At 43.4% G+C, this 23,939-nt stretch carries 22 protein-coding genes and 7 tRNA genes; 17 read left to right on the top strand and 12 right to left on the bottom strand.

The window, feature by feature from the left end; genetic code table 11:
* Window positions 1-879 (top strand): peptidylprolyl isomerase, encoded by an 879-nt coding sequence (locus tag JF50_RS05445; protein ID WP_200890377.1) that lies wholly within the window; start codon window positions 1-3, stop codon window positions 877-879.
* Window positions 880-916: 37 nt separating this feature from the next.
* Here the strand turns inward: JF50_RS05445 and queF are convergent, their stop codons facing one another.
* Window positions 917-1,762, bottom strand: coding sequence for an NADPH-dependent 7-cyano-7-deazaguanine reductase QueF (gene queF, locus JF50_RS05450; RefSeq protein WP_039608446.1), 846 nt, complete (start codon window positions 1,760-1,762; stop codon window positions 917-919).
* Window positions 1,763-1,822: 60 nt separating this feature from the next.
* Here queF and syd point away from each other — a divergent pair, with 60 nt between their 5' ends.
* The gene (syd, locus tag JF50_RS05455) at window positions 1,823-2,371 is read left to right on the top strand and encodes a SecY-interacting protein (protein WP_039608447.1); all 549 of its coding nucleotides are present in this window, start codon (window positions 1,823-1,825) and stop codon (window positions 2,369-2,371) included.
* Here the strand turns inward: syd and JF50_RS05460 are convergent.
* From JF50_RS05460 to JF50_RS05470, 3 genes are all read right to left on the bottom strand, one after another.
* Window positions 2,365-3,138, bottom strand: a complete 774-nt coding sequence (locus tag JF50_RS05460) for a Zn-ribbon-containing protein (protein ID WP_039608448.1) — start codon at window positions 3,136-3,138, stop codon at window positions 2,365-2,367. The genes syd and JF50_RS05460 overlap by 7 nt on opposite strands.
* A gap of 4 nt (window positions 3,139-3,142) precedes the next feature.
* Window positions 3,143-3,403, bottom strand: a complete 261-nt coding sequence (locus JF50_RS05465; protein WP_039608449.1) for a hypothetical protein — start codon at window positions 3,401-3,403, stop codon at window positions 3,143-3,145.
* Window positions 3,404-3,470: 67 nt separating this feature from the next.
* Window positions 3,471-3,698: a DUF2789 domain-containing protein gene (locus tag JF50_RS05470; RefSeq protein WP_039608450.1), complete on the bottom strand. Its 228-nt coding sequence runs from the start codon at window positions 3,696-3,698 to the stop codon at window positions 3,471-3,473.
* A gap of 130 nt (window positions 3,699-3,828) precedes the next feature.
* On the opposite strand from JF50_RS05470, the gene JF50_RS05475 reads away from it, so the two are divergent.
* Window positions 3,829-4,494: a GNAT family N-acetyltransferase gene (locus tag JF50_RS05475; protein WP_039608837.1), complete on the top strand. Its 666-nt coding sequence runs from the start codon at window positions 3,829-3,831 to the stop codon at window positions 4,492-4,494.
* Between the two features lie 912 nt (window positions 4,495-5,406).
* Here the strand turns inward: JF50_RS05475 and JF50_RS05480 are convergent.
* Together JF50_RS05480 and JF50_RS05485 are read right to left on the bottom strand one after the other, a co-directional pair.
* Window positions 5,407-5,712, bottom strand: coding sequence for a DUF3301 domain-containing protein (locus JF50_RS05480; RefSeq protein WP_039608451.1), 306 nt, complete (start codon window positions 5,710-5,712; stop codon window positions 5,407-5,409).
* Complete coding sequence (locus tag JF50_RS05485; protein WP_039608452.1) at window positions 5,713-6,738, bottom strand: DUF3549 family protein; 1,026 nt, start codon at window positions 6,736-6,738, stop codon at window positions 5,713-5,715.
* A 164-nt stretch (window positions 6,739-6,902) separates the two neighbouring features.
* On the opposite strand from JF50_RS05485, the gene JF50_RS05490 reads away from it, so the two are divergent.
* From JF50_RS05490 to JF50_RS05500, 3 genes are read left to right on the top strand one after another with little or no spacing between them, the layout of a single operon-like run.
* Window positions 6,903-7,220: a YqcC family protein gene (locus tag JF50_RS05490; RefSeq protein WP_152614464.1), complete on the top strand. Its 318-nt coding sequence runs from the start codon at window positions 6,903-6,905 to the stop codon at window positions 7,218-7,220.
* 6 nt (window positions 7,221-7,226) lie between these two features.
* Complete coding sequence (truC, locus tag JF50_RS05495; protein ID WP_039608454.1) at window positions 7,227-7,961, top strand: tRNA pseudouridine(65) synthase TruC; 735 nt, start codon at window positions 7,227-7,229, stop codon at window positions 7,959-7,961.
* Window positions 7,961-8,404: a flavodoxin gene (locus JF50_RS05500; RefSeq protein ID WP_039608455.1), complete on the top strand. Its 444-nt coding sequence runs from the start codon at window positions 7,961-7,963 to the stop codon at window positions 8,402-8,404. Before truC ends, JF50_RS05500 begins: the two co-directional genes overlap by 1 nt.
* Before the next feature lie 37 nt (window positions 8,405-8,441).
* Here JF50_RS05500 and JF50_RS05505 read toward each other — a convergent pair whose 3' ends face one another.
* Both JF50_RS05505 and gloB read right to left on the bottom strand, forming a co-directional pair.
* Window positions 8,442-10,001 carry a lytic transglycosylase gene (locus JF50_RS05505; protein WP_039608456.1) on the bottom strand — a complete coding sequence of 520 codons (1,560 nt, stop codon included), beginning with the start codon at window positions 9,999-10,001 and terminating at the stop codon, window positions 8,442-8,444.
* A gap of 198 nt (window positions 10,002-10,199) precedes the next feature.
* Window positions 10,200-10,967, bottom strand: a complete 768-nt coding sequence (gloB, locus tag JF50_RS05510) for a hydroxyacylglutathione hydrolase (protein ID WP_039608457.1) — start codon at window positions 10,965-10,967, stop codon at window positions 10,200-10,202.
* Between the two features lie 52 nt (window positions 10,968-11,019).
* Between gloB and JF50_RS05515 the strand changes: the two genes are divergently transcribed.
* Window positions 11,020-11,784 (top strand): class I SAM-dependent methyltransferase, encoded by a 765-nt coding sequence (locus JF50_RS05515; RefSeq protein WP_039608458.1) that lies wholly within the window; start codon window positions 11,020-11,022, stop codon window positions 11,782-11,784.
* On the opposite strand, the gene rnhA is transcribed toward JF50_RS05515, so the two are convergent.
* Window positions 11,781-12,245: a ribonuclease HI gene (gene rnhA, locus JF50_RS05520; protein ID WP_039608459.1), complete on the bottom strand. Its 465-nt coding sequence runs from the start codon at window positions 12,243-12,245 to the stop codon at window positions 11,781-11,783. The two genes, JF50_RS05515 and rnhA, sit on opposite strands and share 4 nt — an antisense overlap.
* Window positions 12,246-12,313: 68 nt before the next feature.
* Between rnhA and dnaQ the strand changes: the two genes are divergently transcribed.
* The 9 genes from dnaQ to JF50_RS05565 all read left to right on the top strand — a co-directional run bounded on the left by dnaQ (window position 12,314) and on the right by JF50_RS05565 (window position 15,363).
* Window positions 12,314-13,024: a DNA polymerase III subunit epsilon gene (gene dnaQ, locus JF50_RS05525; RefSeq protein WP_039608460.1), complete on the top strand. Its 711-nt coding sequence runs from the start codon at window positions 12,314-12,316 to the stop codon at window positions 13,022-13,024.
* A 13-nt stretch (window positions 13,025-13,037) separates the two neighbouring features.
* Window positions 13,038-14,408, top strand: a complete 1,371-nt coding sequence (locus JF50_RS05530) for a TIGR03503 family protein (protein ID WP_039608461.1) — start codon at window positions 13,038-13,040, stop codon at window positions 14,406-14,408.
* 225 nt (window positions 14,409-14,633) lie between these two features.
* A tRNA-Asp gene (locus JF50_RS05535) sits at window positions 14,634-14,710 on the top strand.
* A gap of 26 nt (window positions 14,711-14,736) precedes the next feature.
* A tRNA-Asp gene (locus JF50_RS05540) sits at window positions 14,737-14,813 on the top strand.
* Between the two features lie 29 nt (window positions 14,814-14,842).
* Window positions 14,843-14,919 (top strand) — tRNA-Asp (locus JF50_RS05545).
* Between the two features lie 29 nt (window positions 14,920-14,948).
* Window positions 14,949-15,025, top strand: a tRNA-Asp gene (locus tag JF50_RS05550).
* A gap of 49 nt (window positions 15,026-15,074) precedes the next feature.
* Window positions 15,075-15,151, top strand: a tRNA-Asp gene (locus JF50_RS05555).
* A 24-nt stretch (window positions 15,152-15,175) separates the two neighbouring features.
* Window positions 15,176-15,252: transfer RNA gene (locus tag JF50_RS05560), tRNA-Asp, on the top strand.
* Window positions 15,253-15,286: 34 nt separating this feature from the next.
* Window positions 15,287-15,363 (top strand) — tRNA-Asp (locus JF50_RS05565).
* A 193-nt stretch (window positions 15,364-15,556) separates the two neighbouring features.
* Here the strand turns inward: JF50_RS05565 and JF50_RS05570 are convergent.
* The 3 genes from JF50_RS05570 to JF50_RS05580 form a co-directional block, all read right to left on the bottom strand.
* Window positions 15,557-17,287, bottom strand: a complete 1,731-nt coding sequence (locus JF50_RS05570; RefSeq protein ID WP_039608462.1) for a HEAT repeat domain-containing protein — start codon at window positions 17,285-17,287, stop codon at window positions 15,557-15,559.
* Between the two features lie 11 nt (window positions 17,288-17,298).
* Window positions 17,299-19,227, bottom strand: coding sequence for a hypothetical protein (locus JF50_RS05575; protein WP_039608463.1), 1,929 nt, complete (start codon window positions 19,225-19,227; stop codon window positions 17,299-17,301).
* A gap of 154 nt (window positions 19,228-19,381) precedes the next feature.
* Complete coding sequence (locus tag JF50_RS05580) at window positions 19,382-21,475, bottom strand: winged helix-turn-helix domain-containing protein (RefSeq protein WP_052262138.1); 2,094 nt, start codon at window positions 21,473-21,475, stop codon at window positions 19,382-19,384.
* Window positions 21,476-21,638: 163 nt separating this feature from the next.
* Here JF50_RS05580 and JF50_RS05585 point away from each other — a divergent pair, with 163 nt between their 5' ends.
* Window positions 21,639-23,888, top strand: coding sequence for a DUF5916 domain-containing protein (locus JF50_RS05585; protein ID WP_039608464.1), 2,250 nt, complete (start codon window positions 21,639-21,641; stop codon window positions 23,886-23,888).
* Window positions 23,889-23,939: the final 51 nt, after the last annotated feature.

Below are 23,939 nucleotides of genomic sequence, written 5' to 3' on the forward strand. Positions count from 1 at the left end.
ATGATAAAAGCGAGTTCTATTGTATTGAGTACAGCTGTATTGCTGACAGGGTGTATGCAGCAGAAAGAGGAGCCTGAAACGCCTGTGCGTGCTCCCGCTGAAATTATTAACACCGCCCCAAGCAGTGTATGGCAAACAATTGATAATAATAATGTGCTTCGAATTGAGCTAGAAAGCGGTTATGTATACGTTGAACTCAATACTCAACTTGCGCCAAATCACGCAAAGAATATGAAATTGCTAGCACAGGAAGGGTTTTATGCTGGACTCAGTATATATCGTTTTGTGGAGGGCTTTGTCGCGCAGGGAGGAGACCCTACAGATAGCAAAGTGCCCGTTTTGGCAAATAAACGTATCGATGCAGAGCTGTCTTATAAAACAGATAAACGATTACCCATTATGGCGCTAGATGGATCTGATGGCTATGCGATCCGTACTGGTTTTCTTAATGGCTTTGCCGTGGGGCAAAATCATGGAGGCACAAAGACATGGATGACACATTGTACGGGAACGTTTGCCATGGCACGCGGGAATGAAATAAACAGTGGCGGTACAGAATTTTATATCACACTTTCTCCGCAACGTTATCTAGATCGCAATATCACCGTGTTTGGCCGGGTATTGGAGGGCATGCAGCATGTGCAGCAGCTACAGCGTACAGCTGTGGAGGATAGGCCTTTTAACCCAATCACAGGAGTGAATGTATTAAGTGATATTGCCGCACAAGACCAGACTGTGTTTGAGTATTTACAGACAGATTCGGCTGAGTTTGAGGAGCTGGTGGCTGCAAGAACAAATCGTCCAGAGCCTTGGTTTAAGTTTACGCCTAACTACGTGGATGTGTGTGCTATCAGTGTACCGACTAGAAGACAACGATAAATATAAAAAGAAAGTGCCGCAATGCGGCACTTTTTGATTATTGCCTATTAACGCGCACGTTAAATCCAGTGGTGTTTTGCTCGCTGGAACGATATGGGTTGATATCTAGCCCTCCACGACGTGTGTAACGGGCGTATACTTCAAGTTTACTGGGTTGAAGCGCGCGCTGAAGATCGCAGTAGATGCGCTCAACACACTGCTCATGAAATTCGTTATGATCACGAAAAGAGATTAAGTACTTAAGTAAAGATGCCCTACAGACTTGTTTACCTTCATAACGGATCACAATGCTTGCCCAATCTGGCTGAGAAGTGATAAGGCAGTTTGACTTCAATAAGTGGCTATATAGGGTTTCAGACACTTCGTTCTCGTTGGCATGCATTAACATGCCCTCTTCAGGGCTGTATGTGTCAATGTTCACATCTATATCATCAATACATTCACCAGGCAGTTGAGTGAATGGGAGACAGTTGTACTCATCTGGGCCAAATAAAGTGACTGTCACGTTGCAGTTAGCGGCGCGAGAGAGATCATCTGTTAGGTGTTTATGGACGTCATCGGCTGATTCAAATCGGGTTTGATTAAAACTGTTTAAGTACAGTTTAAACGATTTTGACTCGACAATATGAGAGCTTTGACATGGAAAAACAAACGTTGCCACAGCGACTTGTGGTTTACCTTTGTTGTTGAGCCAAGAGAGCTCATAGCCTGTCCAAGTGTCTTCGCCTTTAAATGGCAATGCTTGTTCATCTACTGCAATTTGATCGCGGTTTAGTTTACGTGCAATAGGATGTAATAACGATGCATCGTACGCAGATGCATACTCAGTCGTTTTACCGAGTAGTGAAGCCTGAAGTTCAGGGGCGTTGTTGTAATCTGTCATGTTTCACCAATAGTGGTTACAATGGTCGGAATTATAGCGAATTAAAACGAGAATGGCAGTATGGCTTCTTTGACAACTTTGATGGAAACAATACATCAGCAGTATGCGGCTGCAACAGAGCACCAATATGGGCACCGGCCTATGATCCAACATGATCCAAATTACCCGAGCCGCTGTGAGATAGGTGATGCCGATAATGCTGGTAACATTCAGTGGCAAGCGGTTGTGAGAACACCTCAACAGGGGCTTGAAGACCTAGCTAAAGCGCTTGAGGTGACATTTCCACCTGCACTGCATGCCTATTATGGGGCGTTATATGCTGGTAATATCCAAGCGAAGTTTGATGGTAATGACATTGAATTGCTACAGGTGTGGAATGACGATGATTTTGTGAATTTACAGCAGAATATTACAGGTCATGTATTAATGAAGCGACGCTTGAAACAAGATGATACGGTTTTCATTGGTTTGACCGATAGGGATGATTTGTTGATTTCAGTAAAGCTCAATAGTGGTGAAGTGTGCCTAGAGTATGTAGGAAAGCCAACACATCATGTATTGGCTAAGGACATAGAGTCGTTTTTAGCTAACTTAAGCTTCGATCACTGAAAATCCCAAGAAATATTTGAGACTAATTGACAGCTATCGCACTTAAAATCAAATAAACCAAACCAAGGCTCACTCAGTGCCCAATTGCCACCGCAATTTGGGCATTTTCTTTGCCTTTCTGCTTCCAAGCTTTCTCCGCCAACTCGATATAAATAGTAGTAGACTGGCTTTTCAGTCAGATAACGAATGCGTTTTGATAGATCGAGGCCTCTGCGTGATAAATCACTAGATAAGCTGGTAATTTCTTCTAACGCTGCAAACTCACAGCGGGTCGCACCATTGATCTGTATTTGATCACATGCTTGCCAATCCTCTTGCCATTTGATCAGTGCTTTATAGTCGCCATTGGCGATAGCAGGGATGTTGTAAAGTGGCACTGGCTGGAAATCATCACCACAGTATAGTGGGCTGCATGTGTGCACATAGGTCGTGTAGAGAATATAACAGGACGGGGCTTGGCATTGATCTGCGCCATTAGCGTGAATGTCTTGGCCAATAACTTTGACTTTTGGTGCTAACAGTCCTGCTTGTTGTAATTGTTCAATGGCATGTTTGACGAACGGGCTATGGTGTAATGGATGCAGCGAGTCCTCAAGAGGGCACATTACACGTGTGATAAAATAGCCATCTTTGAGCACAGTTGGAAATTCATCACCAATAATTTGGCCGTTAAAACGCAGTGCATTGACAAGTCGATTGATTGCTTGCTCTGCTTTTTCAAGCGTGGTGTCTTGATAGCAGTCAAAAGTTAAATCTACAACAAACATGGTGTTACTTCTCTTCCAAAAGCGCCAACAGCTTATCTAGTTTAGCTTCTATCCTATCTAACTGGCTTTGTGGCTCAGAAGATGTAGGTGAGCTTTGCTCAGTTGCATGCTGAAGTGCCTCTGGATTATTTTTGTAAGTGGCCAACGCCGCGATAATCGTGGGCATAGGGAGTGGCTCGGTCAATTTGGCTTTGACAGTTGCCACCGTGGGTGTTTTTCCTTCAGCGAGTAGTATGCTGATGGCTTGTTGAGCTGCTGGGTGCATAGTGAATGACCAAAAAATAAAGCTTAGTCTATCACTTTTATACTTTCAGCCCAACGGCAAGGCAAGCTTATCGTAATAAGGTATCTAAGGTGTCAATAATTTCGCTCCAATCAGCATCTTCTCGTAGCGACTCTTCGATAAAGTGTTTTTGTCCTTGATTCCAAAATGGCGCATCAACAATTAAGGTGTTACTCGGTAATTTATTGTTATCGATAAACTGTGAGATGTGCTCGTCACTATTATCTAATCCCAGCTGTGCGAATAATGCATTTAGAGAATGGTAACTATTATCCATATGGCCCCCGTTGAAGATAAAAATGTCTACAACTATAGTAAAGCTGTTGATGATTTATTCATCAAATCAAAAACACAGTACATACATTGACTTTATGCTCAACAGCATGAGTGATAAACAAGGGAATATTATGACGAATAAAGAAGAACAAGCGCTTGCGCCTTCAGTCGCAGTCAAGTTTATTGAGCCTGAAGATATCCATGTCGCTGCCAGTTTATTATTCCAAGCGTATAGAGCCGATCCACTTTTAATTGAAATTCTTAATGAACCGAACGCAAGTAAATATGATGCAAAACTCAGGGCTTTAGTTAGGCAGGAGTTAACTCGGTTTGGCAAATCAGGCCAACCAATTTTAGGAATATATACAGAGGATAACTTGGTGGCTGTGGCCTGTGCATTTGCATCTCACTGTGAAATTGAAAAAAGCTTTGGCTGGCATTGGCGACTGACATTAATGATGGGCGCGGGTGTGTTGCAGACTCAGCAAATTATAGATAAAGAGCGCACTATTAAAGCCCAATTGAGGGATTTAGGTGAATACTACTTCTTGTCTTTTATTGCTGTTGATCCCCACTATCAAGGCTCAGGCTATGGCCATTATTTATTGAACGCACTTGATTCTTTGGTTCGTGAGAATGACTTCATGTCGGGGATGGCGGTATTTGTGACACAAGGGAGTCAGGTGAACTTTTTTGAGGCGCATGGCTATCAACTTGTGAAAGACATCACGTTTAATTCGGTATCTGGGGATTTGTTGTTTAAAGCACGTACCGACGATTTGGAAAAAGCACTGTGAGACTTTTCCTACATGGTTGTGCGTATTCATAGTAACTCGCTTATGGTAATGACCTTGTTTTTTAGTTAAGTTGTTGTTTTTTAGTTGTTTATTTGTTTGTTGCAAAGATTTTTAAGAAAATTAATTGAGAATATATCCTATTTATTCGCACTGATTCGCTTAAACTTATTCGTGTTGAAGGATAAAAGGATACAGCAGCAAATATTGCTACTAGGATGGTATCGGAATCTTACACGGGATGTTCGGAGCGCTTAAGGAAATAAGTGAAGAGGAGCCAAGAGGCAGGGATATAGCACAGGATGTGCAGACATAGGGAATGTCAAAAGGGATAGGAGCGCCGAGGATTAGGCGAAGCGGAGCCAAGGTGGGATAGGATAGCGCACAGGATGTGCAGACATAGGAAATGTCAAAAGGGATAGGAGCGCCGAGGATTAGGCGAAGCGGAGCCAAGATGGCATAGGATAGCGCACAGGATGTGCAGACATAGGAAATGTCAAAAGGGATAGGAGCGCCGAGGATTAGGCGAAGCGGAGCCAAGATGGCATAGGATAGCGCACAGGATGTGCAGACATAGGAAATGTCGAAAGGGATAGGATAGCCTAAGGAGAAGGTGTTTAAGGGAGACGAATACATAGGATGTACGGGCATAGGAAGTGTCAAGGGATTAGTTTGGAGCGCACAAGGACAATGCGAAGGGGAATGAGTGTAGGATACACATAGGATGAAGGCATGGATGAAGATCGGGTGTGATTGGATGTATACCCGTTCAGGGGATGATGAATGTTGGCGGCTTGCTTGTATGTTGTAGGCAGAGGTAGCGGATACCTCAAAGGGACATCGTCGGATTGGGGCGTGACAATCAGGGTTACGCCTTAGTTTCTTTTAAATCACTTTTTTACCTTCTCAATGCAATTATTCAACGATGCGATGCGGTGGCACATCAACTTTTACCAACGTTTGATTTTCTAAATACAGAGTCGCTTTGTAAGCGTTATCCCTGTCTGAGCTAAACTCAAACAGGAACTCACTTTTAATACCCAATTGGCCATTCTTTAAGACACCTAAACGACGTTTTTGGCAGGCGACACTGAGCAACTGAACATTAAGCTTTTCACTCTGTTGTGTTGCATGATCCCGCGCAGCTTCAGCAATTTGCCGACTGAACCAAAAAAAGCCGCATGATGAAAAAATAAGTATAAATAGCCAAAGTGTGATCATTTATGAAAATAGCCTTCCAATTGCCCTTGATAGTGTGTCGCTGCGATTTTGCGCTCTCAGTAAACCTAAGACATGAGGACGAAGCATAGGAATTGCAACCAAATCGGCAAAAATACTTTCAAAAATTCCCTCTATTTGATTGTTTTGAGCGGCTTTATCCATGAACATGTAGAGTCTATCTGGATCAGTCAGCGTTTCCCAACCTCGCCCAGCAATGGTCAATAAAATATCCGCTTCTAGGCTTTGCGATGATGCGAGTAGTTGATCAACCGATTGTGCAATGAGCCCTAGGCCATGGCTTCCTGACATGGCTCTAAAGCTGTTAACCGCGCCAGTTAAGTTGTGTTCTGACAGGTGCGTGTTTAATTGTATTTGTAAAAACTCAGTCAGTTCTGTTGAAATGCTGACATGCTCAAGCATCGCGGCTAGTGGGCTTTGTACTTGCTCTGGTAAAGCTGACCAAAGTGCAATGAGGTTTTGCTGATTTTGACCATGTGATAAACGCATCGCGAAATCAGCAAGACCTTGCAGCGCGATGCTCTGCCAATCGGTTTGCCCCTGTGACGCAAAGTAGTGCTCTACAGTTTCATAATATGTGGAGGCAGGGCGCTTTAGCTCACATTTCATTAGGGCATTAAAAGCCGCTAATTTGTTGGCATTAGGCGTATACACATATGGGTTGTTATCTAATTTCCCTTGTGCAGCTTCGCCGGTCAGCTGTGTGCCGAGTGCTTCTATGACCATGGATGCAAAGTGATCTCTACTGGCGATGTTAAGCTTGCTTTGTTCATCCAGTGGAAATTTTAAAAACCAAACATAGGGGTCAAGGGTAGCCTGATTATCCCAAAATTGAATTGCCAAAAGTGCATGTCCACCTAAAGGGTATGGGTAAGGGACCTGCGTGTTTTCAATTTGGTCAAATTGCTTTTTGTCTATTTTCGTTATGCGACGACCAATGTCATATACACGCCATTGCGTGCCTGCTGAAGTTAAAAGTTCACCTAAGGTAGAAATATGTGTCGTCATTATTTGCTCACGAAAAATTACAGTGGGTACAAGTATAACGGTATTTGCTGCGGGGAGTAAGGGGAGGGAGCGAGGTTGAAGTCCAATATTTACATTGGGGAAATGTGCATAATTGACACAAGTGGTATACTGCCAACTTTGATATTGAAAATAGAGGCGTGACAGTGAGTCAATTGGTTTTACAGCATCTCGCTGATTTAGAAGTACAGTTAAAACATGCTCAACTTTGGCAAGCTGAGCCGATTGATGAGCAAGCATTGGCGTCTGTACAGCCTTTTTGCTGTGATACGTTACGGTTTGAGCAATGGCTGCAATTTGTCTTTATCCCGAAAATAAAGGCGATGATAGAAACAGGCGTACCTTTACCTACCAATATTGCGATTGCACCTATGTGTGATGTGGCATTTTCACAACACCCTGATCAGCAAACTTTATTCAAATGTTTAAGTGAGATTGATACGCTCATTTCACATGGGGCGTAGTGAAGTATGCTAGAAATTATTTATCAAGACGAACATTATGTGGCCATCAATAAGCCATCAGGCCTGCTCGTTCATCGCTCTTTTTTAGATAAACGAGAAACTCAATTTGCAATGCAGATGCTCAGAGATCAATTAGGCCAGCACGTATTCCCAGTGCACCGTTTGGATAGACCAACAAGTGGGGTCTTATTATTTGCTTTGAGTTCTGAAGCGGCCAGAGATATGAATCAAGTATTCATTGAAGGCAAAATTCAAAAGCGTTACCTGGCTCTGGTACGAGGCTATAGCAAAGATGAAATCTTTGTGGATAAACCATTAAAAGAGCAGCTGGATAAAATAGCAGATAAATTTGCAGATCAAGATAAAGCGCCTCAGGAGGCGCAGACCCTTGTGAGATGTTTACACAAAACAAGCTTGGATATTCCTTTTGGTAAATATCCAAGTATTCGTTACTCTTTGGTAGAGTGTTTTCCTAAAACGGGTCGAAAACATCAGATCCGCAGGCACCTGAATCACTTATCTACACCAATAATCGGTGATGTAAATCATGGTGATAACAAACATAATCATTTTTTCCGTGATCATTTTGGCCTACAAAGGTTGATGTTATTTGCAACTGAGCTAAAGTTTCTCCATCCTTATACTAATGAACCTATATTAATTCGTGCCAAGTTAGGTGAGGAAATGTTGGACATTTGCCGTCAGCTAGGTTGGCCGTCAACGGAGAAGGATTATCAGTAATGGCATCAATCACTTTATTTGTAGGCAGTGTTTACGGCAATGCAGAGAATTTAGCTGAGCAAATTCAGACTCATTTAAATGCTCAAGGGCATCAAGTCGACATTGCAGAGCCGGCAACGTTAGAGCAAGTAAAGTCAGCCGAGCATGCTCTGTTTGTGTCATCGACGACTGGGCAAGGTGATATTCCTGATAACTTATATCCGTTATTTATTCAAATGCAGGCGCAAATGCCAATGTTGACGAATAAAAGTGTGGGTGTAGTGGCGCTTGGAGACCGCAGTTATGGTGATACTTATTGTGGTGCCGGGCGTCAAATTGATGCGCTGGTTCAGCAATTAAATGCCAATGTTGTACAGCCAAGACTGGATGTCGATGCCGGTGAATATTTTGAGCCTTGGGAGGCGGTAGAACCTTGGTTGACTCAGTGGATAGCACGATTGTGAACGTGAATAAAAAAGGCCTCATCTGAGGCCTTTTTTATTATGCGCGCTTAACATCTACTTTGAGTTTTAGCTTTTGTCCTGGTTGTAAATACTTTTGTCCAGCGATGTTATTCCACTTAATAATGTCTTTGATGGTGACATTAAATTTAGACGCGATACGTGCCAATGAATCACCTTTACGTACTTTGTAAGTGATTGTTCGCTCGATTGTTTTGAGCCCCGCAGTTTTTGTCTTTGGCTGTGATTTATAAATGGTCAGCTTTTGACCAAGCTTGAGTACAGCGCTGGTCTTGAGTTTATTCCAAGCGGCTAACTGCTTAATGGTGACGTCGTGCTCTCGGCTAATATCCCATAATGTATCACCACTTTTTACAGTATGCGTGTGCTTGTTTTTCTGGGCTTTATTGGCGACTTTTCTCACTGACGTCGGTAAATGCTCGCTTTTCAGTTCACCTTCACTTAACGGCACCAGTAACTTTTGACCTACGCGAATGATGTGGCTATCAAGTTTATTGAGCGTTTGAATTGCAGATGGACTCGTATCAAACTTATTCGCGATGACTGACAGGCTGTCTCCACGGTTGACCGTGTAATATTGCCAGCGCAGTCTTTCTTGCATTGGTGTATTGGCTAACTTGGTCTTAAACTGTGCGATTTTATCTGTGGGTAACAATAAACTATGTGGACCTTTAGGGTCCGTCGCCCAGCGGTTGAACCCCGGGTTTAAACGATAGAGTTCGGTTAATGAGATCCCCGCCATATCTGCTGCGAGAGCTAAATCAATTTGTGTGCCGACGTCTACGGTATCAACAACTTGCGCGTTGATGATTTTGTTCCAAGTTACTTTGAATTCTTCTTGACGCAATAGAAGATCAGATAGTGCCAGTAATTTAGGGACATAAGCCGTGGTTTCTCGCGGTAAATCTAAAGACCAAAAGTCCGTGGGCAGGTGCTTTTTGCGATTTTTTCTGATCGCTCGCATAACTCTGCCTTCACCTGAGTTATAGGCTGCAATGGCATTTAACCAGTCACCATCTAGTGTTTTGTGCAAATAGGTTAAGTAGTCCAATGCTGCACGAGTTGACTGCACAATATCGCGTCTCCCGTCATACCACCAATTTTGCTTGAGGTCGAAGCGTTCACCAGTTTGTGGCATAAATTGCCAAATACCTGAAGCACTGCGATGTGAGTAACCAAATGGGTCAAATGCACTTTCCACAATTGGTAGTAGCGCAATTTCAATCGGCATTTGGCGCTTTTCCACTTCTTCTACAATAAAGTACAAGTACGGTTCTGCGCGTTTAGAGATCCGATCCAAATAAGATTGGTGGCGCTGATAGTAATTTCTTTCTGCCACCACGGGACGGTTTTGTGGCACCGGAATGGACAGTTGATAACGGATCCTTTCCCATACATCATCAAATACTGGTGGCGGTTCGTCCGCTTCAATAGGCTCTTGAATGGCATGAGACAGTACGTCACTAATTTGAGCAGGGCTTGCGTGATCACGTACATCTGTTTCTTGGGGTTGCGTTGGTGTTAATTCACAGCCAGTGATTAAACTTAAAATCGCAATTATCAGCAGTGGCTTTTTCATAAATCTCTTTTTGTCGGGCAAAAACTCGACGATTCTACCTTTATCTGAGTTAATTGGGAAGTTATCGTATTTTTCTTACTTAAGGTGTTTAAAATATTTCAACAATAGGGCTTGTAGCAGTATTAACACTTGAAATAATTTAAATGTGCCATGGACACTAGACACCACAGCGGCTTGTCCGCTGTGGTAAACACTTTATTAAAAGTTATCTTTCCATAACCTTAATTTGGCGAAGGATTGCCAGTGTTGGTCTGATAAACCCTGTAAATCGGTGGGTAAGTGGGTCAGGATATTTGCTTGGTCTGAACGTAAAAACGGATTAACGTTGCGCTCTTTTCCCATCGTTGTGGGTAGGGTAGGCAAGCCCTTTTCTCGCTGCTGGTGGCACCATGCGATATAATCGGACAAAATTTGGTTTTCTGGCTCTACCGCTTGAGCAAAGGCAAGGTTTGCTAAGGTATATTCATGGGTACAGTATATCTGGCAAGTGTCGGGTAGCTGCTTCAGCAACTCTAGCGAGTGCCACATTTGCTCTGCGGTGCCTTCAAAAAGGCGGCCACACCCCCCGCTAAATAAAGTATCACCAGTAAACGTGATCTGCTCATTGGTATAACATATATGGTCAAGTGTATGCCCAGGCGTTTCCACGACCTTAAATGTAATGCCTGCTATAGTTACATTGTCATTATGCGAGAGCGGATGTGTTATACCGGAAAACTTTGAATCCTTAGGGCCATAAATGGGAATATCAGGAAACTGTAGCAGCAATTCGGCGACGCCATCCGTATGATCCCAGTGATGGTGGGTGATCAGTATACCTGTAAGTCGACGGTTGTTTGCTTTTAAAAACGTTAACACGGGCTGACTTTGACCCGGATCGACCACCCAAGTGTGTTGTTCATGTTGACTACATATGGCCCAGATATAGTTATCGTTAAATGCCTTTATCGGTTCAACTTGCGCCATAACTCATTGCTCTATAAAGTGAAGGTGTCAGTAAGTATAACGAGCGTACGGGATGAAACCAGCATTAAGTTTTCAGCAAGGACCTAAACCACAATCTTGGCAGGACTTTCCTCACGGAGAGTACCTAAAAGCGGGCATTGAGCGGCGTATGGCGCGATGGCTTCCACGGATGTTTGGTTATCATATGCTTAAATTGGGGTGCCTCAGCGGGCAGCTTGATACCTCTGAGAGTCTCATCGACCATCAAGTCTGTATTTCTTCGAGTGGCCCACATGCTGGCGTGATAGCTGAGATAGACGAACTTCCTTTTTACGAGCATAGTGTTGACGCGTGTATTTTATCTCAATGTCTGGAGTACCACTCAGATCCCCACCATATTTTACGTGAAGCACATCGTACCTTAATTCCCGGTGGCTATATTGTGATCACTGGGTTCAACCCGTTTAGTTTATGCGGGCTTGCGCATATGTTGCCGTTTAGCGGCGAAAAGCTGCCTTGGTCTGGGCGTTTTTTTACGCCTTCGCGTGTGAAAGACTGGCTAAATTTACTCGGTTTTGAAATCATCGCTGATGAACGTTTTATTCATGCTTCTCTGGCGAGAGGGTCGCGGCTATCTCGATTTGCACCATGGCGTCGATTTTGCCGACATTATCTGAAGCCCATGGGCAGTGTGTATATGCTCGTTGCGCGTAAACGCGTCGCGCCGTTGACGCCGATTAAACCTAAGTGGCACGCGAGGCCTAAATGGACGCCAGCGGTTAAAGGCGCGAGATTAAAGCACAGTCGCAGCCAGCAAAAAGTAAGTGAGAATGATTAAGTAATATAGCCAGTGTCTTCGAGTAGCGTATCTTGAGAAGCCGCTTCGCGCGCGAGATCATCAACCAGTTCATTGTACTTGTTGCCTGCGTGACCTTTTACCCAGCGCCATTGTATATCATGGCGTTGGCATGCCTCGTCTAGTCGTTGCCACAAATCGACGTTTTTTACTGGCTGCTTTGCTGCGGTTTGCCAATTTCGTTTTTTCCAATTGGCAAGCCAAGATTCAATGCCTTGTTTAACATATTGACTGTCAGTATAAAGTATAACTTGGCAAGGGCGTTTCAGTGTTTCCAGTGCGACAATGGCTGCCAACATCTCCATTCGGTTGTTAGTCGTTAGTTGGTAACCTTGGCTGAGTTGTTTTTCATGGCCTTGATAGCTTAAGTACACACCGTAGCCACCAGGCCCTGGATTGCCAAGACATGAGCCATCGGTATAAATTTCTACTGTTTTTTGCACGAATTCGCCTGTTTTATGTAGAATGGGCAGATAGACGCTAACCATAGCAAAGTTAGGCAGCCAACGGTATGCAAAAAAGACAAGTAGTACTCGATACAGAGACCACCGGCATTGACCCCAAAGCCGGACACAGAATCATTGAAATAGGGTGTGTAGAATTAGTTAACCGACGCCTTACCGGTAATAACTTTCACGTGTATATCAATCCGCAACGAGATATTGAAGAAGAAGCCATTGATGTACATGGTATTACCAATGAGTTTTTACGTGGAAAACCATACTTTCATCAAGTTGCACAGGAGTTTCTGGACTATATTGAAGGTGCTGAGCTGGTGATCCACAATGCCCCGTTCGACGTGGGCTTTATGGATCATGAATTCGCAATGCTTAATCAGGGCTTCCCAACGACCAATGACGTGTGTGAAGTACTTGATACGTTAGTGATGGCCCGTGGCTTGCATCCTGGTCAAAAGAACAGTCTCGATGCTTTGTGTCGACGTTATGATATTGATAACTCGAAACGTACGCTGCACGGCGCATTACTGGATTCTGAGATTTTATCAGACGTTTACTTGGCCATGACAGGCGGTCAGAAAAAACTAAATCTGGCGCAACAGCTTGAAGGTCAACAACAGAGCGATACTGGAGGGATTAGGCGATTGGCAGCTGATAGACCAAAGTTGCGAGTGATCCATGCCAGTGAAGATGAAGAGATTGCACATAAAGAAAGAATGGAAATAGTTAATAAGGCATGTGGCCAAAGCCTATGGCAACAATAACGAGGTAAGATTAATGCGCATTTGCTTAGCAGTGTTGTTTACGTTTTTAAGTTGGTTGGCTTATTGTGAAACGCCAGACATTACGATGTTAGAACGTGATGGAGTATCAAATGAAATTCCGCTGCTAGATAATCGATTTCGCATTGACTACAACGTTGATAAAATTACTTTATTATTTTTTAGGGCGCCTGGCGCTCCCGCCGTGGTGCTTGTAAGGCCGGATGGCAGTAAAATTTATTCTATTCACTCTGTAAAAGATGAAAGTCTAGAGTGGTTTGACGAGATTAGTTACGACCTCATTATTATAGATAAGCCAATGCCCGGGCCTTGGCAAGTCCTTGGGCAGATCATGCAAGACAGCCGAATTATGGTATTAGGCGAAATTGAGTTGGCTGTCGATCCCTTACCGCCGCTACTTTTTCGCGGTGAAATGTTGAAGGTGAATGGCCGGGTTACCAATGACGGAAAGTCGATTGATGTGGGTTACTTCAGAGATGTGGTCACTTTGTATGTTGAATTTGTCAGCACCAATAATGAGCAGTATGCGAACTTTGGTGCGGGCACACAAAGTGTGACTGAGTTCAGAGATGATGGCAGAGATTTTGACGAGCGGCCACTCGATGGAATATTCACTGGCGAGTTTAGGCTTGTTTTCCCAGCCGGAGAGTGGCAACCCGAGTTTTACATTGAAACACCGATCTTAAAAAGGCGAGTGGTCAAAGATCCTATTGTTATCGCCGAGCCGCCATTTAGCTTTGAACTGCAGTTGGCAGATGATGAGGAGTTTGAGCATGAGCTTGTGATCAAGCTTAACCGCGAAATCGTCAAGCCAGAGACTGTCATTTTACAGGGGAAGATCCTTTACCCTAACGGCGAAGAGCAACTATTTACGCTCGATGAGGCCGAGCGTTTTTATCGCCAACTGCAAATAAAGAATTATGACTGGGGGCGTTACAGTATCCAGCTGTCGGCATTTGGTGAAAATATCAATGGCCGTGAGTTTATGGCATCGATACCGGATTATAACTTCGAAATAGAGCGCCCGATTGAAAAGGTGCCTGAATTAACTAAACCCATAACGCCTGCCGAATTACTAGAACAGCCAGAACCGGTTGAGCCTGAAACAAGTCCTGTGCTCATCGTGACGATTGTCGTTGTGGGTAATTTATTGGTTTTACTACTGGGCTGGTTGGCAATAAGAGTGTTTGTGCAAAACAAACCACTGAAATTCTCAATTCCGTTGCCGACTTCATTACCATTTTTGAAGAAAAAGTCGAAAGATGAGGATGATGAGTTGGTCGTTGGTGAGGAAAATAGCGCCGAAGGGGGTGACTCCGACTCAGGTGATGTACTAAATTTATCCATGTCGGATGATAAGCGATAACTTTTTTTAGCTCTATGAGTATAACCGATGTGAGAGCCATAACCCGTATAGTCGCTTTTTTTGATTGAGTTCTATACAAGGTGATGTAATTTTCATCGTGCAACTGCATTTATCGCTAAAAATTCAGTTTTTTTCAAAAAAATAGTTGACTCTGAAAGGGGTCATTCGTATTATTCACGCCGCTGTCAGGGAGCACACCTTGTCAGTGAGATACAAAGTTATCGCGGAGTGGTAGTTCAGTTGGTTAGAATACCGGCCTGTCACGCCGGGGGTCGCGGGTTCGAGTCCCGTCCACTCCGCCATTTAATTTTGTATCGCGATGTAAGCTGGAGTGGTAGTTCAGTTGGTTAGAATACCGGCCTGTCACGCCGGGGGTCGCGGGTTCGAGTCCCGTCCACTCCGCCAACTCGCTTACATATGTGCATTGCTTCTTTGGAGTGGTAGTTCAGTTGGTTAGAATACCGGCCTGTCACGCCGGGGGTCGCGGGTTCGAGTCCCGTCCACTCCGCCATTTAATTAAAGAAGCAAGCTAAATCACTTGGAGTGGTAGTTCAGTTGGTTAGAATACCGGCCTGTCACGCCGGGGGTCGCGGGTTCGAGTCCCGTCCACTCCGCCATTTGGCTTTTTAGTGTTTTAGCAAAAAAATATGACAATACGCTTACTGCGGAGTGGTAGTTCAGTTGGTTAGAATACCGGCCTGTCACGCCGGGGGTCGCGGGTTCGAGTCCCGTCCACTCCGCCATTTAGCGTAAAAAGATATCTCTGCGGAGTGGTAGTTCAGTTGGTTAGAATACCGGCCTGTCACGCCGGGGGTCGCGGGTTCGAGTCCCGTCCACTCCGCCATTTGATATCTTAAAGAACATATACATACCACTGCGGAGTGGTAGTTCAGTTGGTTAGAATACCGGCCTGTCACGCCGGGGGTCGCGGGTTCGAGTCCCGTCCACTCCGCCATTTATGTTTCTAAAACATATTTCTCCTCTTAGTTTTTTTTAATTCCCTTAAAGTTTTATTTAATTATTTATTCCGCTCATGCGATTTTTAAGCATTGATGTCTGATCTGCTTATCTCGTTGGATGGAAGTGCAGGGCTGCTTATATGCTTTTAAAGGGCTATGATTGAAAAGGGCATCCATGCCCCTTATTGGCTAGTTATGACCGTGGATAGCGCTCATAAGCGCTCTGAGGACTTGTTGATCGCGCTCTTGTTTGAGTAGTGGTTTAAGTTTTTCTTTAATCTCTTGATTATGAGACATTTGCTTTGCGGCTGCATTGATGGCTGCAACTCGTACTGTATTACTTTGCTGTTTTTGCGCAAATCCAATGACTTTGTCTATTTGTGGCTCGGAGAGTTGATTGTTCCCCATGGCTGAGAGCAAAGCTTTCTGTGTGTCTGTATTAGATTCATTTTTGAGTGACTTTTCAAGATAGCCTAGGCTTACCTCATTTGGCATGTTCCCCAATGCCTGTGCAGCTTTCGCGCGAAGCTTTGCATTATCATTACGCAGGAACTTAGAAATACTCTCTTGATGTGTCGCATCTGCACTATTGCCTAATGCCGTTAGCAAAGTGGCCTGCTTTTTAGTATCGCGAGTGGTCTCGAGTCTATCTGCAAGCGAGGCGGTTAGCGACTGGGCAAACTCACTGCCCGCTTGGTTATTAGCGATGACGCCCAAGACCATCAGTGCTGTGCGTGCTAGTTTTTCGTCGCTTGTGGTCAACTCTTCACTGTCTATATGACTGTAAATAGAATCGATGAGTTCTGGTGACAAAGGTTGCTCGCTATATTTCAAGGCCATTAGGCTACGAAAGCGTTGATTGGCATCGATCTCCGTATCTAGGTACAGATTAGCTAATAATTGATGGGCATACGTAAAATCACTTTTACCAATCATGAGTAGTAAACGACTGAGTTGTTTATCTTCGAAGGTGCCTTGTTTTATCAAGCTGTGTAATGCATTTAAATGTATTTGGTTATCATAGAGAAGCTGTAGCAATGCCTCTGTAGATAGAGCGCGTAAGTCTTTGCTTAACAATAAATTAGTAAAGCTTTTTGCGCTAGCAAGTGGCACGGGCATTGGTTTAGGGTAGACACTACTTTGGGGGAGTTGAGGCCACTGTAGTGGTGACATCGGTAATGACATTAGTGCGATATCGGTGGCAATAGGTTGCTGTTTTTGCTTATATTTGATCGTTTGATAGACGTTGATATTAATATCGCCTTTTGCGCTCTCTACCAAGGTATTGTTGTAGCCTTGTAATTCTCTTACCCAGCAATCTGTGATGTCTAAAGTAAATAAGTCCTGTTTTATTTCCGGCTTTTTGAAGGAAAATAACTGAGTACCTTGTGTCGTTAACGTATAGCTCAACTTTTGTTTTTGAATTGCCTGATTAGCCAGAGTTTGGTATTGGACTCGATAACGGCCTAAATTGTCTGTCTCTTCGAGAATTTTAGGAGCGCTTAAATCGACCTGCTTTAAGTGCTCAACATGAAATTGCTGATAGATAGCCATCAACTTTTGTTCATCTTCAGGTTTGAGTTTGGCCGCAAAGTGATAGTCTAAAATATCGCCCGACGAAGCAATTTTGACTGCAAACGGCACGCTGTAATACAGCGCTTGGATAGGTGTATTGTCGAGCTGTAATTCAGCAGAAGATAATTGTAAACCTAGCCAGTAATGTTTATCCGTTTTTAGCAGTGGTCGGTATACCAAGTCACCTGAAACTGAGAGTTTATTTTGACTTGGTGTATTAAGAGTGGTCATTTTTGTATTTGCATGCGTTGAAAACTCGCCCCAGCGTGCACACTCTTGGCTGGCATTAACACCGCCAAAAGGCAGTGTTAATGTGCAAAGTAATAATGGAGTAGCCCGATTCATACTTTACTCGTTTAGAACTTAAAACTGTCGCTGTAATCTAGCATTTGCCATGTTTTGTTATACAAAGCACCCGTGTCATACAGTGTTTTTGTTGCGGTTTTGGTTGGGAATGAGCAGCAGAATTCATAACCAGGGTATTTCACCCATAAGTAGAGTTCGCCTTCGATGGCTTTCATATGGTTGCTCACATCAATGCCATAGGTGATCTCAGAATCACTGATGGCTTTACTGATGTCAGTATAGGCTGTGGCGGATAAGGTTTCAGAGATAATCAAAAAGTCGATACCGATACCACCACTGGCAATTAATAAGTCGATGCCTGCCGTCGCATAGGCATCTAGGCTTGCGGTTAAGATATCGCCACCAATGCTAAAACGTTGATCTTCATATTTGAGTTCAGCACCTACGCCAACTTCACCTTTGATACCTGCTGAGACGCTTACTGGCACAATGGCAATCGTGAAAGTCGTAGAGAATAGCTTCTGCTCTTCACTCCAATCATGCGTGTAACTTTCATCCAGTGCCGTGACTGAGTCTGATTCAGAAATGAGTGACTTACCCAGCAGAGATACGCCCATAGAGTAGCTTAAGGTACCATTGGCACCATCGGCAATCCCGCTGGCACCAGCGGAAAATAGGTCAACGCTGTCGTCAAACATATACAGATCAAAGCCGCCGCCGCTTGAAGCCCAAGCGTAGCCGCCATCTGTGGCTTTTAAAATAATCAGAGACAGGAAACTTGGCACAACAGCGACCTTAGACTTATCACCATAAGTGTTGCCAAAGAGGTCTAACAGGATGAATTGTTCAGCTGTTTGTTGGCTAATCGTGAACGCCAGATCATCGGTTGGCATACTACGAGAAAATAGATTCTCTGGCGCCCTGTTGCTCGTTGGCAGATTGTGTTTTTCTAGTATATCGTCACTGGGCGTCGTGTCTCGATATAGGCTGTACGGCACTGCTAGCGTGTAGCTATTATTGCTTGTGAGCGCTTCATCAAACTCTGAGGTATCGTGCAATGTAAAGCGGATATCAAAGGAATTTTCACTTGAGTTTGCATCGTATGCTTGTCTGATTTTGTGTAATAACGCGCCGTTTACTGCGATGTCGTAAGGAAAATAGTGACTTTGCTCAAACTGAGCAAAGGTGATGCGCATTTTTTCAGCGTAGTGATCCTGTCCTTCTTGCCAAAAGTGGGCGGTATATGCTTGATCTTCAATGATGATCTCGGCAGTAACGTCAGCAGAGTTGACTGTATTACCAAATTTACTGGCATCGATATGACCGATGATGTCTGAGCGCTTTTGAGTTGGATTACCCTCTGACTCAGCATCTCTGGGGCCAAACTCTGGGAACATGGCAAAGCCATCACCGACAGTCGCTTTATCAAGCACAAAGTCATGATAATGTGACGAGTCAATAGTGATTTGAGCATAGGTCGTTAAATCATTGCTGTCATGACCACGTGAACGGTTATCGTCTAAGTTAGCCTCGTCAGCAATGCTCTTGGCACTGTCGACATAAGCACCAATTAAGTATTCACCACTGGGCATTTGTTCATTTGGAAACATGAGTGTGGCTGTGAAGCTTTGTGCACCAGCTTGCAGTTGTTCGATATGATGAACCCCTAAATTAAAGCCCTCAGGTGCATCTTCAGTCTCAAGTTGTGCAACCTTATCTTTCGGGATAGCCATGAAAGTGACACCAATATTTTGCGTGTCTAACAACTCAGAGCTAATTGTGTAATCTAGCGTAATCGGTTGACCAGGCTGGAAAAGAGTTTGCGCAGGGGTTTTTAGTTCGGTTAAAGACACATTCGGCACCGGATCCGTGTGCGTACTTATTTCAGGCGCGATGATATTGGGTTTATTGTCACTCTCACTGAAGCAAGCGGTGAGCAAAAAGGGCATAGCTAATGCAAAATACTTAGAGCGTATCATATTATTTTCACTATTTTTAATTATATTTCGGCATTTTTATCATGAAAAAGTGGAATGATTGTGGAGAGCTATCAGGGAAATGTGCAGTTTTTATGAAAAATTGGCTAAATTTATTTAAGCCAGCGTTATTCTGCTGGCTTAAATATGTGGGCCTTTAAGTACTGGGTAATTGTGGCGTAATTCGTTTTATATCTGCTTCTACAGATTCCATTTTTGCGACTCTAAGTGCGCCATCTGGCGTAATATCATAGTGCCAAATTAACGGTTCCTGTCTTATTTTTGTCAACATAGTAGGGGTCGATAAAGGCAACTTCCAAATGATGTCTGTTTTTGACCAAGTGGATTGCCAATATAACTCGCCATTAACTAGCCGAGGGTTCTTAATCATGTGGACGGCATTTTCCGGTAGTTCAATCAGCGGCTGCTTATGCACTTCAAAATTTGCTAGAGACTGAGATAAGTAAAGCACATTGCCTTGTAGAACAATCCAGTTTTGTCGCTCGGCGTCAAAGGTCAAAAAGTCAGATGCAAACTTTGTTCGCGTGAGTAAGTTGCCATCTACATTAAACGTATGAACAAATTGCGTATCACTTGACCAGATATTCTGCTGATCAAGCCAACCAAATTGTGTTGGCATTTTACTGTGCTGACTATCAAAGCTGATAATGACATCTTCTCTATCATAGAGAACAAGGTTTTTGTCACGGTTTGATAGGATTTTGCTGAGTTGTGGATCCCAAGCTAAAAAGCTCACCAACTCATATCCTTTGTGAAAGGATAGCTGTTTTAACTGGTTGTTCGAGTGAAGGTAAATTTCGCATTGTCCGGTTCGACGAGACATGAAAACGGTTTCACCTAAATTATTGGTAACCGGAAGAAAGTCATTACTAGAGCTTGAAAAGATAGGCAGGTTGTCTTGATCGCGAATATTCACTTGCCATGTTTCGGCTGCAGTATAAATATCACCTTGTTGATCAATTGAGAGGTTGCTAAACATGCCTTGTGATGTGGCAAATATAGGATACGTCTGACCGTTTCTAAGCTTACCGATTAAGTTGTGATGGGCACTGTCATCATTACTGACAATACTTTGCTTGCCTGGGTCAAAGTTAAATAACCACACTGGGAAATCCCACGTCATGTGGACTTTGCCATCCAAACCAACTAAACGAGAATTATGTTCGGTATCGGTAATAAGATAATAGATTTGCTCTTCCCAAGCGCGTATTGCACCAACATATTTTTCATCCGCGGCTTTAGGGAGTGGGATTTTGACTAACTGTTGCTGTTCAATACGGTACAAATAAGCGCTATGTCCTGCTTTTTCAATAATGGTTAATACGAGCTCATTATCAGATTGCCATACTGGCGGGCGTATCAAGTGACAAGGGATGGGAACGCTGCTATGGAGCGTTTTTGCCTCATCATTACTGACATGTAAGATGCATTTGTCTCCCTGATACTGCCAAAAGGCAAGTTGCTTTTTATCAGGGTGCCAAGTGGGATGGGCTATGCGTGTATCAAATTGACGGGTGTGTTGATATTTACCGGTTTTATCGGTGATTTTTAAGACATTAAACTGTTCAATATACGCTAGCAAATCATGTTGAGCGTGTGCTGTGACATTAAATTCAACACCTAATTCATAGGTGATGTCTTCACGTTCATAGTGTGGTGAGGTGATATCATCGGGGGTTGATGAAAAAAAAGCGATGGCACTAAAACAGGCACCTGCGGATAGCGTCAGTGCCCAGCATCGTTTTTTGGTCAATAGCAATTGAATTTGGCTCGATAGAGTGGTTCTGGGTTGCTGTGAAACTATGTCTACTGGGGCAACGCTTGAGGTGTTTGGGAAAGGGCGCTCGGGTATATCTATGAGCGAAACTTCGGGTAAAAACATATATCCTTTTTTTGGTATTGTTTTGATATAAAGTGGGTTTCTAGCGCTGTCCTGTAATTCTTTTCTTAACTTAGTCAGCAATTGATAGAGGCTGTTTGCTTCCACAATCGTGTCTGGCCAAAGCTGAATATTCAGCATGTGCTTGGTAATGACTTGGCCCTGTTGTGTTATGAGCAAGGTGAGTAAACGCGCAACCTGCGGCTCTAGCTTACTTACAGAGTGGGTTTGTGTATTCCACAGTTCATCCTTGTCATTAAAAAATTGCCAATGGGCAAACTGAAAACGAGAGTTTGTTTTATTACCAATCTGTTTTTGGCTGTTTTCAATATCAGTAGTTTCACGATCCATCTTTCAACCTTGTTGTCATATTAGGCTCAATCCAAAGGTAACCATGTTCAGCTTAAAGTCAATCTTGTTCAGCCATTTAAAACTAATCTTCAGAAAACCATAAGCTTTTAAACGGTAAATATTTGCTTATATAACAGCCTTCTATAGATGTGGGGAAAATTGAATGAGCGCATTTAAGCACAGTTTTGCCGTAGTGATAGTGGGTTTATATCTTCCAACAAGTCATGCAAATTCACTCATAATCGACGGCAAACTTGATGAACACGTTTGGCAAACAGCACACAATATTGAATCGTTTTTTCAGGTTGTGCCAGCTACACATGTTATGTCAAACGATAAACTGAGTGCGAAGGTTTTTGCTGATAGTGCAGGCATATATATCGGTATTACTAATTATCAAATTGAGGGTCGTCGCAAGAAGCAGTTTAATTTGCAAGATGGTTTTATGCAGGCGGAATTCAATCGTATTTATCTCGATTTCTCTGGAGATGGCAGTAGTGCTTATCTCTTTGCGACAACATTGGGCGGCGGCAAACAAGATGCGGTGGTAACGGCACAGCGATCAATAGACCACGATTGGGATGGTGATTGGCAAAGTGCTTATTATGAATCTCCAACGTATTGGAGCAATGAGGTTTTTATACCATGGCACAGCGTGTCGTTTTCGCCAAAGTTAAATGCGGCAGGGTTGGCTTCTATCGGTGTGGGGATCCAGTTATATGAACTGCATTCAAATCATATTTTTGCGAATCAAAAGCAGACGATTGCCAACAGTGACTTTTTCCTAAATATGCCTAAGGTAGATATCGCAATACCAGCTCAAGCTCAGCTAAGTTTTGTGCCTTATGTGACACATCAACATCATTTTACAGAAAGGCAAAATAAACGCAGAGAATCAGATGTGGGTTTTGATTTGTTTTACAAACCAGCCCACAATCAAACTTTGTCGATAGCCGTGAATCCCGATTTTGCGCAGGTTGACAGTGATGATGTTGATGTTAACTATTCCGCAGTAGAAACGTTGAGAACCGATAAAAGGCCCTTTTTTACACAAGATATTAGCGTGTTTAACATCGACGTATTGCAGGATACCAAATTGATCCACACGCGCAGGATCGGTGCAGGAAGTGATGATGGTAGTGAGCTTATAACACCAATTGATGGGGCTGTACGATTTGTTCATCAAGGAACACATAATCAGTGGGGAGGCTTTGCGGTACACGAAAATAATTTAGAAAATGCAGCTGGAAAGCAATTCTATGCGGGTCGATACAGCTATCGCAGCGCCAATTGGCGAACCGGTCTACTCGCGACACATGTCGAACGGCCTTGGTTTAATCGCCAAGCGCATAGTTTGGCATGGGACAGCCAGTTTCAAAATGAAAAGTGGTCGATGCAAAGCGCTTTTTTAGTCAGTCAAATTGATGAGGTGCAACGCAAAACAGGTAATGGCACGTCATTCAATATAGGTTATCAATTTTCACCAAACACCCGTGCTTCTGGAAAGTACCTGCGCTTAAATAAGCAATTTAATAGTCGTGATATGGGGTATATGAAGCGCAATGATTGGCAATATATGAACTTAAATTTGAATCACGCAACGAACATCAACAATGATTGGCTAACGCGAATTAGACATACCTTTGATTTGTCGTATGAAGCCAATACTCAAGGACTCAAGCTGTCATCTAAGCAGGGTTATCAGTCAGAGATTATGATGAATAATGGCGCACAGTGGACAGTGCGAATAGATTATCGTGATACAGGGTGGCAAGACAATATTGGCGCGCAGAGTGAGCCGTTCAAGCTGCCGAGCGCTTTGGAAACTCGGGTACTCTATCAAAGCGCTTACAGTGGCAGTTTTAGTTGGGCGGCGAGTATTGAATTTGATCAAGAGGGGCTCTCGGGGCACGCTCAACAATATGCGCTAGATATGACCTGGATGCCGCATGAAAACTGGAATATAAAGTTCAATAATTTCTATCGCAGTGGAGACGGTTGGTTGGTTGCTAATAAGCAAAACCAAATCACCGAATATGATAGGCACTACTTTGTAAATAGCATCGAAGTATCGGCGTTGTTATCGGATAATTTAGAGCTATCGGCGAATATTCAATGGTCGGTTTTAGAGGCCGCCAGTAAGGATGTTTTTCAAATTACAAAGCAGAGCTTAGTCAGGTTGAGTGAATTAGATACCAGTTTTGTTGATAAAGGCCTGATGTCTCAGTTTAAGTTACGCTATCGTCTGGGCGCTTATTCTGATATTTATCTCGTTTACCGCCGAGGTGGGCGAGACATAGTGTCTTTACAGCGTATGCATGTTGGCGATCAGTCATGGCTTGAGGGGGTTGAAGAGAATTGGACTCAACCAGATGAAGACAGTGTGATTTTTAAAGTGCGTTACCTTTTTTAGTCTGTGACATGAAGACGTGAAGAAATCTCAATTCACAACGTAGTGGGCAAA

The organism is Pseudoalteromonas luteoviolacea (assembly GCF_000814765.1).
Taxonomy (GTDB): domain Bacteria; phylum Pseudomonadota; class Gammaproteobacteria; order Enterobacterales; family Alteromonadaceae; genus Pseudoalteromonas; species Pseudoalteromonas luteoviolacea_H.

Bases quoted from the DNA above. Each gene is read 5' to 3' on its own strand.
- JF50_RS05445 (WP_200890377.1), top strand. From the start codon at position 1: ATGATAAAAGCGAGTTCTATTGTATTGAGTACAGCTGTATTGCTGACA.
- queF (WP_039608446.1), bottom strand. From the start codon at position 1,762: ATGACAGATTACAACAACGCCCCTGAACTTCAGGCTTCACTACTCGGT.
- syd (WP_039608447.1), top strand. From the start codon at position 1,823: ATGGCTTCTTTGACAACTTTGATGGAAACAATACATCAGCAGTATGCG.
- JF50_RS05460 (WP_039608448.1), bottom strand. From the start codon at position 3,138: ATGTTTGTTGTAGATTTAACTTTTGACTGCTATCAAGACACCACGCTT.
- JF50_RS05465 (WP_039608449.1), bottom strand. From the start codon at position 3,403: ATGCACCCAGCAGCTCAACAAGCCATCAGCATACTACTCGCTGAAGGA.
- JF50_RS05470 (WP_039608450.1), bottom strand. From the start codon at position 3,698: ATGGATAATAGTTACCATTCTCTAAATGCATTATTCGCACAGCTGGGA.
- JF50_RS05475 (WP_039608837.1), top strand. From the start codon at position 3,829: ATGACGAATAAAGAAGAACAAGCGCTTGCGCCTTCAGTCGCAGTCAAG.
- JF50_RS05480 (WP_039608451.1), bottom strand. From the start codon at position 5,712: ATGATCACACTTTGGCTATTTATACTTATTTTTTCATCATGCGGCTTT.
- JF50_RS05485 (WP_039608452.1), bottom strand. From the start codon at position 6,738: ATGACGACACATATTTCTACCTTAGGTGAACTTTTAACTTCAGCAGGC.
- truC (WP_039608454.1), top strand. From the start codon at position 7,227: ATGCTAGAAATTATTTATCAAGACGAACATTATGTGGCCATCAATAAG.
- JF50_RS05500 (WP_039608455.1), top strand. From the start codon at position 7,961: ATGGCATCAATCACTTTATTTGTAGGCAGTGTTTACGGCAATGCAGAG.
- JF50_RS05505 (WP_039608456.1), bottom strand. From the start codon at position 10,001: ATGAAAAAGCCACTGCTGATAATTGCGATTTTAAGTTTAATCACTGGC.
- gloB (WP_039608457.1), bottom strand. From the start codon at position 10,967: ATGGCGCAAGTTGAACCGATAAAGGCATTTAACGATAACTATATCTGG.
- JF50_RS05515 (WP_039608458.1), top strand. From the start codon at position 11,020: ATGAAACCAGCATTAAGTTTTCAGCAAGGACCTAAACCACAATCTTGG.
- dnaQ (WP_039608460.1), top strand. From the start codon at position 12,314: ATGCAAAAAAGACAAGTAGTACTCGATACAGAGACCACCGGCATTGAC.
- JF50_RS05530 (WP_039608461.1), top strand. From the start codon at position 13,038: ATGCGCATTTGCTTAGCAGTGTTGTTTACGTTTTTAAGTTGGTTGGCT.
- JF50_RS05570 (WP_039608462.1), bottom strand. From the start codon at position 17,287: ATGAATCGGGCTACTCCATTATTACTTTGCACATTAACACTGCCTTTT.
- JF50_RS05575 (WP_039608463.1), bottom strand. From the start codon at position 19,227: ATGATACGCTCTAAGTATTTTGCATTAGCTATGCCCTTTTTGCTCACC.
- JF50_RS05580 (WP_052262138.1), bottom strand. From the start codon at position 21,475: ATGGATCGTGAAACTACTGATATTGAAAACAGCCAAAAACAGATTGGT.
- JF50_RS05585 (WP_039608464.1), top strand. From the start codon at position 21,639: ATGAGCGCATTTAAGCACAGTTTTGCCGTAGTGATAGTGGGTTTATAT.